The 15,201-nt window shown below is 34.7% G+C and carries 13 protein-coding genes and 2 pseudogenes; 4 read left to right on the forward strand and 11 right to left on the reverse strand.

The window, feature by feature from the left end:
* Nucleotides 1–388, forward strand: a pseudogene (locus F8162_RS29025) (collagen-like protein); the annotation flags it as partial.
* A gap of 169 nt (nt 389–557) precedes the next feature.
* Here the strand turns inward: F8162_RS29025 and F8162_RS04095 are convergent.
* Both F8162_RS04095 and F8162_RS04100 read right to left on the reverse strand, forming a co-directional pair.
* A complete protein-coding gene (locus F8162_RS04095) occupies nt 558–881 on the reverse strand; it encodes a PepSY domain-containing protein (RefSeq protein ID WP_151634739.1) in 324 nt (107 codons plus the stop codon).
* A 20-nt stretch (nt 882–901) separates the two neighbouring features.
* Nucleotides 902–1,372, reverse strand: coding sequence for a hypothetical protein (locus F8162_RS04100; protein WP_151634737.1), 471 nt, complete (start codon nt 1,370–1,372; stop codon nt 902–904).
* A gap of 327 nt (nt 1,373–1,699) precedes the next feature.
* On the opposite strand from F8162_RS04100, the gene F8162_RS04110 reads away from it, so the two are divergent.
* Nucleotides 1,700–2,374 (forward strand): response regulator transcription factor, encoded by a 675-nt coding sequence (locus F8162_RS04110; RefSeq protein ID WP_151634735.1) that lies wholly within the window; start codon nt 1,700–1,702, stop codon nt 2,372–2,374.
* Nucleotides 2,371–3,744, forward strand: a complete 1,374-nt coding sequence (locus F8162_RS04115) for a sensor histidine kinase (protein WP_151634733.1) — start codon at nt 2,371–2,373, stop codon at nt 3,742–3,744. The genes F8162_RS04110 and F8162_RS04115 overlap by 4 nt, the downstream gene beginning before the upstream one ends.
* Before the next feature lie 124 nt (nt 3,745–3,868).
* On the opposite strand, the pseudogene tnpB reads toward F8162_RS04115, so the two are convergent.
* The 4 genes and pseudogenes from tnpB to F8162_RS04145 all read right to left on the reverse strand — a co-directional run bounded on the left by tnpB (nt 3,869) and on the right by F8162_RS04145 (nt 8,876).
* Nucleotides 3,869–4,996: pseudogene (gene tnpB, locus F8162_RS04125) on the reverse strand (IS200/IS605 family element RNA-guided endonuclease TnpB).
* A 508-nt stretch (nt 4,997–5,504) separates the two neighbouring features.
* Nucleotides 5,505–5,720, reverse strand: coding sequence for a hypothetical protein (locus F8162_RS04130; protein WP_046954849.1), 216 nt, complete (start codon nt 5,718–5,720; stop codon nt 5,505–5,507).
* A gap of 344 nt (nt 5,721–6,064) precedes the next feature.
* The gene (locus tag F8162_RS04135) at nt 6,065–7,510 is read right to left on the reverse strand and encodes a L,D-transpeptidase family protein (protein WP_151634731.1); all 1,446 of its coding nucleotides are present in this window, start codon (nt 7,508–7,510) and stop codon (nt 6,065–6,067) included.
* Nucleotides 7,511–8,453: 943 nt separating this feature from the next.
* Nucleotides 8,454–8,876: a hypothetical protein gene (locus F8162_RS04145; protein ID WP_151634727.1), complete on the reverse strand. Its 423-nt coding sequence runs from the start codon at nt 8,874–8,876 to the stop codon at nt 8,454–8,456.
* Nucleotides 8,877–8,978: 102 nt separating this feature from the next.
* Between F8162_RS04145 and F8162_RS04150 the strand changes: the two genes are divergently transcribed.
* Nucleotides 8,979–9,269 carry a hypothetical protein gene (locus F8162_RS04150; protein ID WP_151634725.1) on the forward strand — a complete coding sequence of 97 codons (291 nt, stop codon included), beginning with the start codon at nt 8,979–8,981 and terminating at the stop codon, nt 9,267–9,269.
* 170 nt (nt 9,270–9,439) lie between these two features.
* On the opposite strand, the gene F8162_RS04155 is transcribed toward F8162_RS04150, so the two are convergent.
* The 5 genes from F8162_RS04155 to F8162_RS04175 form a co-directional block, all read right to left on the reverse strand.
* Nucleotides 9,440–10,435, reverse strand: coding sequence for a D-cysteine desulfhydrase (locus F8162_RS04155; protein WP_151634723.1), 996 nt, complete (start codon nt 10,433–10,435; stop codon nt 9,440–9,442).
* 251 nt (nt 10,436–10,686) lie between these two features.
* Nucleotides 10,687–11,919: a DUF4073 domain-containing protein gene (locus tag F8162_RS04160; protein ID WP_151634721.1), complete on the reverse strand. Its 1,233-nt coding sequence runs from the start codon at nt 11,917–11,919 to the stop codon at nt 10,687–10,689.
* Nucleotides 11,920–12,200: 281 nt separating this feature from the next.
* The gene (locus F8162_RS04165) at nt 12,201–13,253 is read right to left on the reverse strand and encodes an aminopeptidase (protein WP_151634719.1); all 1,053 of its coding nucleotides are present in this window, start codon (nt 13,251–13,253) and stop codon (nt 12,201–12,203) included.
* Between the two features lie 332 nt (nt 13,254–13,585).
* Nucleotides 13,586–14,011: an ester cyclase gene (locus F8162_RS04170; RefSeq protein WP_151634717.1), complete on the reverse strand. Its 426-nt coding sequence runs from the start codon at nt 14,009–14,011 to the stop codon at nt 13,586–13,588.
* Between the two features lie 199 nt (nt 14,012–14,210).
* Nucleotides 14,211–15,131 carry a class I SAM-dependent methyltransferase gene (locus F8162_RS04175; RefSeq protein ID WP_151634715.1) on the reverse strand — a complete coding sequence of 307 codons (921 nt, stop codon included), beginning with the start codon at nt 15,129–15,131 and terminating at the stop codon, nt 14,211–14,213.
* Nucleotides 15,132–15,201: the final 70 nt, after the last annotated feature.

A 15,201-nucleotide genomic window follows, 5' to 3' on the forward strand; every position in this document is an offset into this window, starting at 1 on the left:
AACAATTTCACCTCAAACTCTTGCTAATCTTGCTCTAGTCAATTTTAGCACTGGAGCTGTTCTATTAAACAATGTTTTATTTGATGGAATTTCCACATTTACAATTCAAGTGCCTGGTACTTATTATTTTATTGGTGCACTAATGACTTCTGCAAGTCAAGCAGGACCTGTTGGAGTATCTATATCTCTTAATAATCTTGCTCCAGGCTTGGATGGAGCAAATTATGGAACTGCAGCAGGCCAAGAAGTTGTTGCTTTTGGATTTCTTCAAGTCGTTGCTGGGGATACAATTACTCTTATTAATGTTAGTGGGCAGCCCATTACGATAGGAGGTAGTACAGGTAGTAATCAACCAGCCGCTCGATTGTCTTTTTTCAAAATCTCATAAGACTTAATTTTGTGAACGAAAAGTCCATTCAGGCTGTTTCTGAAGGGACTTTTTTTATAGGTTTAGAGATACATTGACTGCTGATAATGAGAATTATGTAAATAAGCTGCCCATATGGGCAGCTTATTGGATTTTTTCAAATACGTGATATTTTATTTGTCGATATTTTTTAATCTTCTTTATCGATTTCTATTGTACCTGTTCTAGCACTAACCTTTAAAATATTTAACAGATTATCAGGTGTCTTAATTTCCACTTCATATTCAAATTTAGATTGTGCTAAGCTGTCATCTTCTAATTCGAATTCTTTTTTCACATTAATAATTTCTCCATTTGTATGCGTTAAAGAAATTTCACGAACTTGTTTCTCTGTGTAGTTTTCATTCTTTTTTGCATAATTGTAACCCAAACCATAATATCCACCAACAATCGCAATACCACTTACTAAAATAGCAATTACACTTATCATTATTTTCTTTTTATGTTTTAACATTTCCATCCACTCCTTAATGATTAATCATCTATTCCAAATCTTGCTTCAAGTGCATTTTCTGCTTGCTCTAATTGATCTTCCAGCATATCGTGTTCTCTTTCTTGCGCTTTATATTGTTCAATAGTTATCGTTCCAGCTCGATAATCTGCTTCAAGCTGATTATCAGATAGATCTATTTTGTCATCTAATTGATCAATTTCTTTTTTTGCTGCTAAGTACGTACTTAAGTTTTCTTCTTTTGCTCCAACTGGTTTCGTGTTATTTGCCTTTCCAACGATAGATGTGACTTCGTTTTTGAAATCTTGTATTTGCTTCGCATCATTCGTAGCAGGCCCTGTTTTGTGTGGTTCTTGTTGTAGTTGAGAACTTTCTTTTTGCAATGTATCATTTTCCACTTTCAGTTGTTGTACTTCTGTATTGTTATCTGCTTGAGTAGAACAAGCTGTTAAGAATAAACAAGACATTGCTCCAATCAACATCCACTGTCTCATTCTGTTTTCCTCCCTTTACATGCGCACCTTATCCTTGCCTTTATATTACTGAACAAACATTAAAGGAAGATTAATGTACAAAAAATAAAGTGAAACTTTAATCAGTGAGGGTTTTATCCATCCCCCACTGATTATTAGCCTTCACCAATTGGGCTCTTACAGGCAGCCCGACTCCCCCTAACTCTCTCGCATTCGCCGAATTTTGAGGGAGGAGTCTTACTGCCCGTTAATGCGAGATAAAATGATATAATTAAATCGTTTCTAATCTTTCTTTAATGTTTTGTAATTATACTGATACATATTAATAAGAAGAAAAGGAGAATGTTAATGCGAGTTCTTATTGTCGAAGATGAACAAGACTTACAAAATATATTAGTAAAACGTTTAAACGCAGAACATTATAGTGTCGATGCATGTGGGAATGGAGAAGATGCCTTGGATTATATAAACATAGCTACTTACGATTTGATTGTGCTTGACATTATGATTCCCGGAATAAATGGTTTGCAAGTATTACAAAGATTACGTGCAGACAATAATATAACTCCTGTCTTGCTTCTTACAGCTAAAGATACAATTGATGATCGCGTAACAGGACTCGACTTAGGTGCGGACGATTATTTAGTAAAGCCGTTTGCTTTTGACGAACTGTTAGCAAGAATTCGAGTGTTAATGCGAAGAAATACAGGAAACACATCTAATGTGTTTGAAATCGCTGACCTAGTAGTAGATTGCAATATGCATAAAGTTACAAGAGGAGACCAGGTTATCGCTCTTTCCAGTAAAGAATTTGCTATTTTAGAATATATGATTCGTAATAAAGAAGTTGTGTTGACACGAGATAAAATAGAGCAACATGTGTGGAATTACGACTATGAAGGCGGCTCGAATATTATTGATGTTTACGTCCGCTATCTTCGCAAAAAAATTGATAGCCAGTTTGAAACGAAGTTAATTCATACAGTACGAGGAACTGGTTACGTATTGCGAGTAGAATCATGAAAAGACTATCAATAAAAATGAGAGTAACCCTGTGGTATACGGGGCTAATTGTAATTATTATGGCACTCGTGTTAGCTTTTATTTTAACCTCTTCAGATAAAGTTTTGCTTTTTAATATGAAAGATCAATTGAAGAGCACAGTAAAAGAAAGCATGGAAGATATCGAATATAAGCATGGACAATTAAAAATGGACGATGATTTTGAAACCTTTGAAGATGGAGTAAATATCATCATTTTTAATAAACAAGGTGAGCTGCTGGCAGGAAATAGTCCAACAAACTTTAATAAAAAAATATCGCTTAAATCCGATGAAATACAAACCATTAAAGACGGTAATAAAGAATGGATTGTATATGATTTTCTCCATAATGCAGGCGGCGATGAGCAAGTCTGGATTCGTGGAATAATGACTATGAACCAATTATCATCAACGATGAATACGCTTATTGTAGTAACACTCATCTCGTTTCCATTACTTATTCTCATTGCGGCAGTGGGAGGATATTTTATTACGCAAAGAGCGTTTCGGCCTGTGCAACAAATGAGTGATTCAGCTAGTAAAATTAGTGATGGTAAAGACCTTTCGAAGAGAATTCATTTACAAGGTTCACCGAAAGACGAAATGTATCATTTAGCACAAACCTTTGACAAAATGTTTGAGCGATTGGAGACATCATTTGAAAGTGAAAAACAATTTACATCTGACGCATCTCATGAATTAAGAACACCAACATCTGTTATTATTTCGCAATGCGAATACGCATTATCGCAGAGGAATAATCCGAAAGAAATGGAAGAATCGTTAGAAGTAATTTTAAAGCAATCACGTAAAATGTCCGCGCTACTATCCCAACTCTTATTATTAGCAAGAGCTGACCAAGGAAACCATAATACTTTCCAATTTGAATGTATCAATATGAGTGAGTTAACGGAAATCGTTGTAGAAGAGCTTTCATTAATGATTCAAGAAGCTTCGATTGATATCACAACTCATATAGAGGAAGACTTGTTTATGAAAGCAGATCAAACATTGATGATGCGTTTATTAATGAATTTACTAACGAATGCGATTGCTTATAGCAAAGCGAACGGAACTGTGAATGTACAACTGTTCTGTGATGAAACCAACATAATAGGTAAAGTCTCCGATAATGGCATAGGCATCAGCGAGCAACATATTACGAAAATATGGGACCGCTTCTATCGAGTTGACGCAGCACGAACATCTTCAAACATCGGAAACACAGGTTTAGGATTGTCGATGGTAAAATGGATTGTCGAACTACACGGAGGAGAAATTACGGTTGAAAGTGAATTAGGAGAAGGTAGTACTTTTACCTTTAAACTACCAATTGAAAAACAAGCATAATGTATGAATGTTTGTAGCTCCAGAATGAAGATTCTTCAATCCTTATTTGAACTACCCCCACTTAACACTCTAACGAGCTGTTTGAAGTGGGGGATTCCTACGAACACCAAGGTATCCCTCAGTTTTATGAGTAGGCAATCCCCGTAATCCCTACGGTTAGGAGCCTTATGGCCTCTTTTCTCAGATTTTCGGCTGCATTCACATCTCTATCATGATATATACCACAAGAAGGACACTTCCATTCACGCAGGTTCAGGCTTTTCACATCTTTATTTTTGTAGTCGCAATGCGAACAAGTTTGGGAACTAGCGAATGTTTTCGACACCACAATCACTTGTTTCCCATACCAGCATGCCTTATACAACAACATCGCTTTGAATTGTGACCATTATACTTCTTGAATCGCTTTCGCTAGTTTGTGATTCTGTAACATATTCGATACTTGCAAATCTTCTATCCCAATCACATCGTGGTTTTTGATGATCCTTGTAGAGAGTTTTTGCAAGTAATCCGTTCTTGCATTTTTGATTCGTTCATGAATACGAGCGACTTTAATTCGCTGTTTATGCCAATTCGCTCCGCCTTTTGTACGTCTAGATAGAATACGCTGGGCATGAGCGAGTTTCTTTTCTAATACCCGAGACCATTTTGGATTACCGAATACCTCACCTGTTGAAAGAATAGCAAAGTTTTTCACACCAATATCTATACCAACAGCGGAATCGGTCTTCGGCAATTCTTGTACTTTCGCTTCAGCAAGAATCGAGACAAAATATTTTCCACTTGGATTCCTTCTGACAGTAGCACTCAAAATTCGTCCTTCTACCTCACAACTTTTGACAAATTTAACAAGACCAAGTTTCGGTAACTTCAATTTATTATCTATAATCGCAATGTTTCCATTTGTATGTTTCGTTGTATAGGATTGGACTTTATTGTTCTTCGATTTAAACCGAGGTGCTTTGTTTTGTTTTTTGAAGAATCTTGCATACGAGTCAGCGAGTTTGTGAAGAGAAGATTGAAGAGCGATACTGTCCACTTCTTTTAGCCATACAAATTCTTTTTTGAGAGTAGGTAATTGCGAAGAACAAGTACCATAGGATAACCCTTTTCCTGTTTCTTTATATCTATCATTCCACTTTTCCAAAAAGTAGTTAAATACAAATCGTGAACAACCTATTGTTTTCGTAATAGCTATTTTTTGTTCTAAACTAGGATAGATCCGAAACTGATACGCTTTATGGATAAGCACCGCTTTTCACCTCACTTCCTTTTTTTATTTGTTTACAATCTTTTTCACGATACGTATGAGAACGATACCATGATATAGCAAAAAATACTAATCACGTATCATTTCTTCTCTTTTGTCGAAAGTCCTCTGTCCCTTTCAAAAAAAATATACAAATGAAAGAACTTTTACAATGAAACCATTTCGTCGATGTAAAAATGCCTCGGAGCTATAACATTTTCTTTCTATAGGAACGAACTGATTAGAATACCGGTACCTCATACTGATTCTTCACCAAAAAGAACCTTTAGGCTTTTTCCTAACCGTCATTCAGCTCCCACTTACTCATTGGACCATGTCCTATCCATTCCTTGAGGTGGAAGTTTTCTGTCGAGAAATGATAAAAGTAATCGACGCATTTTAAACAGCATCGATTTTATCATGTTGAGCAACCTGCTCTGTTAAGTTGATATGCATATGGAAAAAACTATCGAAATAAAACCCCAGAAATCCAAAGGTCTCTGGGGCTTCATTATATATTTAGCTCTTTTTGCTTTTTGTTTTGTTTATGTCTATGCAGCAATTTTCGGCTTATGAGAGAAATCAGTAATAAGATCAGTATTAGTACGAAAATTTGCATAAATGATAAATCAAAATATTTAGCACCTGTAACGATTAAAAGTGTAGAAATCGTACCTTTTACAATGAAAAAAATAATAATCCATAATCCGCCTTTTTTCCAGTTCATTTTTTATATTACCCTTTCCTACTTTTTAATTCTTAAATGGGACACCTTAATTAAAATCTATTATATTAGTAAACTTTTTCATAAAAATCATATACAATTACATGCGACGATTCCATCATAAATGAAAATGATATTCAGTGTCAATTTTATTGACTATTTGAATACCTGTTTCTTCATCTCAATCTCTTTCTACTTTGTTTCTTATAAGTAATAAACTCTTGTCTTCAAACAAAAAACACCTCCATTGAATGTACATACTTCGTATGCAAATTCAAGAGGTGTTTTTTCATATACCATCAGGTAAGATTTCCCGCTTTATTTATTTCTTAATACGTAGCTATTTTCTAGTACACAATAACTGGATCATATGTGTTCAAACTATCATACACAGTTTTTGCAACGTTAGGCAGAAGGTTTACACACCCACCTGATCCCCCTGTTACATAAGCATTATTTCCCCAGTCTTTTCGCCAGCCTGCATCATGGAATCCTTGACCGCTATTTGTGAATGGAACCCAGTAATCTACTTTCACTGCATAATCAGCTTTCCCTACTGCGCTTCCTCTCAGCGTGTATGGTGTTCGTTTATATAAAACATACCACACACCTGGTGATGTATCTTCACCCGTGCTATGTTTACCCGTTACTACATTGGTTGTGACTACTAATTTCCCATCTTTATAAATCCAAATTTGTTGATCTGCAATGGAAACTTCTGCATATGTGTCTCCGATGCCATTATTCGATGTTGTTTTATAGCCGATCCCTTCCTTCTCCCAACCATTCCCGTGAATATTAGAAGCAGAAAGCGATTTCTCGCCTTTCTCAAAGGCTTGTTGAACTTGTTTTGTTTCTTTTTCCACATCTAGTGCCCAGCCATATCCTTGTCCCTTTACTGAAATAACCGAGCCAGAATGTGTTTTAAAAGCGAAGTCTTTATGTAATGTAGATTTAACCTTATTAATTTCAGTAATCTTATTCTTAATGTCGCTCGCATCGATTGTCACTTTCATATCCTTTGACATAGACGCATTTTGAATGAAATCTTTCGCTTTTAATGAGTACACTTCATCCTGCACTTTATAATCAACAGACTGCTGAAGAAGATTCTGTAATGCTTTCTCTTCTTTTTTGATGATTGGATCGTCTTCTTTAATAGGTTGTATGTATGCAGACTTTAAATGAATTTCGCTTTTATGCTTCTGCTTGTCGTAATTTTTTAGTAGATTCGTAACGTCATACTGTTTTCCATCAACGCTCTTCGAAATTACAACTTTTCCTTGTTCAAGCTTCGCCATAGCATCTTGAGGCGCTTTTAAATTTTCATTCATAGAAACAAGCTTTTCTTCTACAAGTTTTTTCATCGTTTCACTACGATACTGATCCGCTTCTTTCGGTAACAATGAATAATCTTTTTCCTTTGAGGAAGGGAAAAATGTCCACTGGCTTTTTAATAATTTCTTAACTTGTGGCAAATCTTTTTCCGTCAGTTCCGTTTTTGTATCTTGTTCATCTAAAATTTGTTGTTGATCAATATAGACTTTATTTGCAAGTCCAGATGTTTTTAATTCCTGTATTGCCTGATCAGCGCTCAAACCACCGACTTTTGTATCATTAATCGTAACATTTGAATTGAAGTGAGTTGCTTGATAATAACTCATTCCCCCAACGAGAAGTGCAATTACACCGCCACCCGCTGCGATAAGTTTCCAATTTGTAAAACGTTTTTTTGATCTTACCCGTTTTTTCTCAACTTCTTCAACAGATTCATTTACTGTATTATTGTTCATCAATCTTTCCCCCGTATACATAAACGTCAATTGATTTTAAACCAAAACCATTGAATAGTGTACCTTATTTTTCCTAAAATTTCATTGTTTTTAACCAGATTTTAACTCATTTAATTGTTTAAAGTAGATTTTTTAATAGAAAGATATATAAAGATGGTAAATAAAGCGAAAAAGAACCATAACAATCGAGCTATTAAGTGCCCCTCGCATTCGCCGAGTTTTGAAGAACGATACTACTTAACTTGATAAAATAATTTTCGAATGGTTCAAATTAGAGGAAGGCACCATAGGATGTCTATTATTTATGAAAAATATCCACAAAAAATGGCCTACATGTAGACTCTTTTTTGTGAATATTTTAATGCCGCATATTTTATAAGATTAAATGCAAACCATGCTCCTGCTTTTCGCCAGGTTTCACAACATTTACTATCGGCCTAACTAATTTCACCTTATAAGTTTTATCATCAACAATTTCAAGATTCTTTAAACTATTATATATGTTTGTACCACGCTTTATTGATACGTTTAATCTTTACAGGTGTTGAATTTTTAGACTCATCCTTTGTTGTAATCCTATTATTAGAACATCCTGCAATAGTGAGACAGCATGTAGCCAATAAAACTAATACTATTAATTTCTTCAAATAGCCACTCCTATATAAGGGAAATATTATATTAAGAAAACTAAACATAACATCGAATCTTTATAAAAACAATATATTTCCTAGTTTTATTATCCATTGGTAGATTACTGAATACCTTAAGGTGCATTAATCCGCTTATACGTGTAGAACCTCATGCTCATCGAGTCAATGTCCAATTTCCATTTTATCCGATTTTCAATGTTTATTCCAATATAAAAAGATAGCTATTTTTGTAGAAAACTAATTATCTCTCAAAATGAAAAATACGAGTTGAATTCTTATAACCTTATATATATTTATTCAGCTAACTTCTCCCCTGTAACAATCTGAAACAAAGTGGCCGCATTTTTTTCTTCTAATTGAGCGTACCGATTATCTCCCGAGATGATTTCCACTTTATCCTTATTAGGGCTTACCCAAATTTGATACAACACTGCTTTCGCCTCTATTTTCGGATTTTTAAATTGAAAAATAAAGTGATAATCCGGTGGACGAGACATTTCCACTTTTTTATTCTCAAAAGTAGTATCATTTAATATTTTCTTTACTTGCATCACTTCATTATTATCTGTCACTACCTTAAAATCTTTATATTCATTATCACCAATATTTTTTTGCACTTCGATTCTTTGTCCTTCATTTCCTACTACATTTGAACAGCCGGTTATTATGAGTATACAGATGCCAATAAAAACTAGAGACAAATTTCTAAATTTCATATTAATACCCTCTTTTCAATACAAAATATTTTAATTTGTAAAATAAAGGTAATTAATTTAAACTTAAAAATATAAATAATAAAGAGAAAGGAGTGTCGTTCCATGCAGTTACAAACATACACTTGGAAAAGTTATACGTTTCTCATTGTAAGTATATTCGTTACTATTAATCTCTTTCTCTTCTCACCTATTTTAGACAGAGCTGGAGTAGAATATGTTGTGCTTTTCGCCTACTTCATATTAACTTCCGCTGTTATAGCGATCATATTAGCAGTCATCTCTTTTTGTAGCCGAGCTGAGAAGAAAATGTTAGCCATTATCGGTTTATGTTTTACTCTATTTAACACAGCGATCATTTTATTTTTCCTTTGGTTTGGTTACCATTTCACTTAAGTGAAATATAAATAAACTCCATAAGCCACAAATAAAATTAGTAAAATAGAAATGCCGAGTACCGTGTATATAATCCATTGTAAGTTTGAACTCATCTACTCCCCCTTTTCGCCTTTTAATAATCCCATTATATAACAAAAAAGCATTGGATACCCAATGCTTTTTCACACTTACGCAAATAAAGATGTATTCGCATATAAAGCTGGTGAACCACCTGAATGTACGAATAAAATGTTGTCTTCTTTATTAAATGTGCCTTTTTTAATTAAGTCGATTAGTCCCGCTACTGCTTTACCTGTATACACTGGATCAAGTAAAATACCTTCAGTTTTCGCAAGTAATTGAACTGCTTCCACCATCTCTGGTGTTGGTAAAGCGTAACCTGGTCCTACATATTCATCAAAACATGTAACAGCTTCGCGCGGGATAAAGTTTGGAATACCAACGTGAGCTGCCGTTTCCTCTACAAGTTTTGCTACTTTCTCTTCTTGTTCTGCTTTTCCTCTACTTACGTTGATTCCGATTACAGGGATGTTACTTTGCGTTCCAGCAAAACCAGTAATTAAACCAGCGTGCATACCAGCGCTACCACTTACGCAAACGACTGAACTGAAATCAATTCCTTGATCAAATGATTGCGCCATAATTTCTTGCGCACAAGCAACGTATCCCATTGCGCCAGTAGGATTTGACCCTCCAACTGGTATTACATATGGTGTACTACCTTTCTCACTTACTTCTTTCGCTACTTTATGCATCTCTTCCATAAGATCTGCTCCGTTTGGTACAACAATCACATTTTCAGCACCTAGTAAATGATATAAGAAATAGTTTCCGTTAAAGTCTGGCTTCTCTTCTGGCTCAAGCCCTTCTTCTAATACAAGAATACATTTCATTTTTTCTTTTACAGCAGCTGCAAGTGTTAGGCGGCAATGATTGGACTGAATACCACCAGCTGTAATTAACGTATCTGCACCTTTTGCCTGTGCATCCGCAACTAGAAACTCTAACTTTCTCGTTTTATTACCACCAGCTGTTAAACCAAGTAAATCATCTCGTTTAAAATAAATAGTCGGCCCACCAAGTGCCTCAGAAAAATTGTTTAATTTTTCAATTGGTGTATATGATTCTGTATATTTTTTTCTCGGGAATTTAGCTAAATTCATTAATAACGCTCCTTTGTACTTCTTTCACAATGTATGTAACGATACTATTATTACATGTAAAAATGATGAAGTCACCTTTCTGGAGGAAAAATGTATTGGAATTCGGTTTCGGTTAGCGAAATTGTACTAACACTTCGGATTTCAATGCGGTACATGAAATTTATTTCAACGATTTTTTCAATATATCGACTTACCGACAAAAACCGACAACCTAAAAAGAGCCCACTCATTCAAAAGTAGGCCCTTACCAATCACTTATTTGCCGAAAATCGAAGAAGCTGCGTTAATCCTGGTTCTAAATTCATTTCGCCTTTATGTCGTACGTATACAATCTTGTTCCCATCAAATTTGGGAGGATTTCCTGGATTATACGTCAGCCACTCGTTCGTTCCTTCTACAGAGTACTCCATATACTCCGTTGCACCGACAATTACATTTTTACTATCATCAGCGGTTACATTTGGTGCCATTTGTGCGACCTTCGCATCACTAATTAATAGCTTCTTTATATCCTTATCACGTTTATAGTCATAAGCTGTTACAATTACATCGTTACCATATGCTTTCACTTGTAGCCCTTGTTTAAATGAATAACCATCAGGAGCAGTCTTCTCTCCGCCATTTGGTCCAGCTGACATCCATCCTGTTTCAATTCCGCCGGTATTTACAACAGTAAATCCTTTTTTATCTCCGCCTGCAATTTTCTTTTTACCAGCCCAGTCTGACAAGTTTAAATCCCAATGCGTATGACTCGTGAAGAAAACAACTTGCGGATAATCTTTTAATATATCGTACAACTTATCGACGTTCAAATAATCTTGTAAGTACGGTGATTGTCTTGATCCAGATACTGTATCAGGTAAAACGTGATGAGAGAAAATGAAAATTGGCTTATTTTTATCTTTTTGACTATATTCTTCTAAATTTTGTTTTAACCAACCTAATTGCTCATCACTCATAAATACTTCATCCCACATTTTTGAATCGTGGTATTTCATATATTTTTCAGTTCCTAAAAATAAAAGCGGATAACCGTCTAATTCTTTTTTATGATACACCTTTTCTTGCCCGCTAAATTGTAAGTAACGGTTGAATAGCGTTTCTTCCGTTACACCATTTGGCCATGTACTTTGAGAGAGTTTCCCATCAACTGTCCATTTACCAGCATAAAACTCATGATTGCCAACAGTTGACCATACATTCTCTGGATGCTTATTTTTGTTTAACACACGCTTCACATCATCATATTGTGACTGTTGTCCAGTTGACGTTATATCCCCATTCATAATAAGTGCTCTAGATAGCGGTGTCACTTTGTTCATATCTTTTAAGACGTGATCAAAATCCCCTAAATCCCCTTGAATATCACTAATAACATTAAAAGTTGTAGCTGATTTTCGGACTTGCTCTTTCCCTTCTGCGTGCACTGAAAACGTCGGTAATAATGCCATCATAACTGCTAACGAAGCAACTGTCTTTTTCATACAAATTCTCCCCCCTAATAATAGAATGTACAAACTGACATGTTCTGCTTTCTCTTAGGTGCTTGTCCAATTCATATTATAGGGAGGGATTGTAAAGGTAGATTGGATAAAAAATTAAGTGTTTTTTAAGAGATTTTGTCTTTTTTACACGTCTAGTATAACAATTAGTACTATTTGTTATACTAATCTATTAATGTTAACCTAATGTAAAGTTATACGATAAATTACTTAGTTGGATACGTTGTATTTTAATCTACTTTACATAAATTCAATAAAATCCTTTACCTTTTCAAATTTTCTTCATTTAATCCGAACAACTTTTGTAAAATAAACCGTCCATCTTTTCTTATCAATACATCATCAAACCAAATTTCACCACCACCATACTCTGGCCTTTGAATGTTTACTAAATCCCAATGTATCGCTGATGTATTCCCGTTGTCTGCACCTTGTAGCGAATCTCCAATTGCTATATGGTAACTACCATTAATTTTTTCATCAAATAACGTATTATTCATCGGGTGTAATATGTAGGGGTTAAACGCCAGTGCGAATTCTCCCATATATCTTGCTCCCTCATCCGTATCCAGAATTCGATTTATTCGCTCTGTATCATTTGCATATGCCTCTATTATTTTTCCATGCTTCATATGTAACTTTATATTTTGAAACGCATAACCTTGTTGAACGGAGACTGTGTTACATGTTATTATTCCATTCACTGAATCTTTGACAGGTGCTGTATATATTTCGCCATCCGGGATATTATCCGTACCATCACCCTTTAAAACGCCTATTCCTTCAATGGAAAACTCCAAATCCGTTCCTTCTCCAATAATCCTCACTCGGTTTGTCTTTTCCATTAATTCTTTTAATGGCTCCATCGCTTTTGACATGTTGTTATAATCTAGCGTACATACATCATAGTAGAATTTTTCATAAGCCTCCGTGCTCATATTTGCTTCTTGCGCAGAAGCCTCATTCGGAATGCGAGTTGTCACCCATCTCGTTTTATATACAGCTTCACTATGAGATTTTCCAAATACCTTTTGATATAACTTCATTTTTTCTGCTGGTACATCTGCTAATTCATATGCATTTCTAGGGCTACGGAGATTAATATACACTTGCATTTTACTTAATCGATAACACTCCCAATCTGCTAATAACTTAAATTGTTCTTCAGATCCAGATAAAATTAATTGCCTTGTAACAGAAACATCGCGCATTGATACATGCGCATATCCACCTGCCTTTTCCACTGATTTAATAATTTCACGAACGACTGCAGGATCTATTTCTGTGTAACACTGAGAACCACTTTCTTTAAGCATTTCTCCTCTCCGTCCAAACAATAGCTATGTACTTAATACTTTCCACCACTACCCGCATCTCCTTTTTTCATAAAAAAAGAGACACAGAGATTTCTCCCCATGCCTAATTGTAGCTTTAAAATAAAGTTTAATTGAAATAATACCATTAACTTTAATAAACAAAAGAAAAGATCCTATTTTAAAAAAGGTCAATCAAAATACATTTTTTGTGATAATTCAAATAATTATCCCGAAAAAATTTTAATCGTTTTGTACACCTTATACAACAGAAGTATTTCACTTAACAAGATGTTGTTTCTTTCTTTTATTTTTCTACTACTCTTAAAAATTAACTACTGAATAATTTTATTGCACTCAAATTGATTTTGAATTCCTGACCTATCAATTTGAATCCAATACTCTGCTATTTTTCCATCTTCTATTCTATATACAGCACTTGCCATTTGAATTATTGGAAGTCCTGTAGGTTGATATCCATCGATTTCTCCTAAGTGTATACCTACTTGTTTCCAGCGTACATATACCTTACTTCCTTGTACTAAAAACTCTTGTATTTCTAAAGAAAAATCACCATATACTTCAATCATCTCTCTTACATGTTCAGCATAATCTTCAGGTGTTCTGCAAACTGTTTGTTCTTCTTCAGATACAATTTGATGTGCCAATACTTTTTCTGCCATCAACTGATTTGAATAGTCAGGATTCTTCCCTGAACGTACTTCTTCAAAAAATTTTCTAACAATTTGTTCTGGCGTCATTTGAAAACCCCCTTATTAATAAATCCAATATTAATCATATCACAGTTTGTTTTCATCTAACTATTAAAGTAATCTGATCCGTGTGTATAAAAAAACAAGACCTCTTCATTATTAAGATATCTTGGTTCATATTTTTCAGCAACATCGAAATTCCATTCGAAACATCATGACTTTATTTAAAATTCACACTACTAATCCTCTACTTCTTCACCGCATGCACATAATGCACCGTCTCAAAAGCTTCTAAATAATCATTTTGTCCTTCAAAATATAATGTATGAATATCCCCTGGCGATAAGTGCTCATAAATGAGTAAGCCCGCCTTCTCTAACAGTGCTTCCATTTCGGTATAAGAAAAACACGATTTCATCGGTTCTCCGCCTACTGCAGCCATTTTCACCATATTTTCAACTCGATTGGACAGTCCTTTTTCCGTAAATAAGTTTTCATCTGGATAATCAAAAACGATTGAGCTCCCTTCTGGAACTATCTCGAATAAGTATTCTATTAAACTAGAAAGCTCCTCTTTCGTTAAATAGTACGTAACACCTAATAGGCTAAAGAAAGTCTTTTTATTTTCAAATCCTTCATTTACTAATGTTTGCTTCGAGAAATCTTTAGTAAAATCCATCGAAACAAAATGAAGATTGCTTGGAATTTCATACTCTGCTTCTTTCAATCTTTGTATTTTAAACGCTTGCGTGGAAGGATGATCCACTTCAAATATTTCTATTTTATTTTCTAACTCTCGATGTCTAAAACTAAATGTGTCTAAGCCCGCACCGAGTATGACATACTGTTTTGCCCCTAATGCAATTTCATGTAGTAATACTCTTTCACAATATGCTGCGCGTGCCAAAGGTGTTGGTGATAATTGAACTTGTGTAATCCATTTTAATATTTCTTGTGGATTATCTTGAAACTGCTGTGCAATGTCTGTATTGAAAAAATGGATCCCTTGAACCATGTTCATTTCAATTTCATTACGTTCTTTTTGCGGAATGAAATCTTTAGCTACATAATCATCAAAAATTTTAGGGCTATCAAATTCACTATGATACGCCCTTCCGAAAGCTGATACTAGCGACGTTACACTTGCTTCACCTTTTTTCACGCACATACACTCCTTCATTTTCACAACAAAAATAGGGTTCCCCTGGCCAGGAGAACCCTATTATACACTTTATTTT

It is taken from the genome of Bacillus sp. CH140a_4T (assembly GCF_008923725.1).
GTDB lineage: Bacteria > Bacillota > Bacilli > Bacillales > Bacillaceae_G > Bacillus_A.

Coding starts and splice junctions, on each gene's coding strand:
- F8162_RS04155 (WP_151634723.1), bottom strand. CDS start 10,435: ATGAATTTAGCTAAATTCCCGAGAAAAAAATATACAGAATCATATACA.
- F8162_RS04115 (WP_151634733.1), top strand. CDS start 2,371: ATGAAAAGACTATCAATAAAAATGAGAGTAACCCTGTGGTATACGGGG.
- F8162_RS04175 (WP_151634715.1), bottom strand. CDS start 15,131: ATGTGCGTGAAAAAAGGTGAAGCAAGTGTAACGTCGCTAGTATCAGCT.
- F8162_RS04170 (WP_151634717.1), bottom strand. CDS start 14,011: ATGACGCCAGAACAAATTGTTAGAAAATTTTTTGAAGAAGTACGTTCA.
- F8162_RS04100 (WP_151634737.1), bottom strand. CDS start 1,372: ATGAGACAGTGGATGTTGATTGGAGCAATGTCTTGTTTATTCTTAACA.
- F8162_RS04095 (WP_151634739.1), bottom strand. CDS start 881: ATGTTAAAACATAAAAAGAAAATAATGATAAGTGTAATTGCTATTTTA.
- F8162_RS04110 (WP_151634735.1), top strand. CDS start 1,700: ATGCGAGTTCTTATTGTCGAAGATGAACAAGACTTACAAAATATATTA.
- F8162_RS04130 (WP_046954849.1), bottom strand. CDS start 5,720: ATGAACTGGAAAAAAGGCGGATTATGGATTATTATTTTTTTCATTGTA.
- F8162_RS04135 (WP_151634731.1), bottom strand. CDS start 7,510: ATGAACAATAATACAGTAAATGAATCTGTTGAAGAAGTTGAGAAAAAA.
- F8162_RS04150 (WP_151634725.1), top strand. CDS start 8,979: ATGCAGTTACAAACATACACTTGGAAAAGTTATACGTTTCTCATTGTA.
- F8162_RS04160 (WP_151634721.1), bottom strand. CDS start 11,919: ATGAAAAAGACAGTTGCTTCGTTAGCAGTTATGATGGCATTATTACCG.
- F8162_RS04145 (WP_151634727.1), bottom strand. CDS start 8,876: ATGAAATTTAGAAATTTGTCTCTAGTTTTTATTGGCATCTGTATACTC.
- F8162_RS04165 (WP_151634719.1), bottom strand. CDS start 13,253: ATGCTTAAAGAAAGTGGTTCTCAGTGTTACACAGAAATAGATCCTGCA.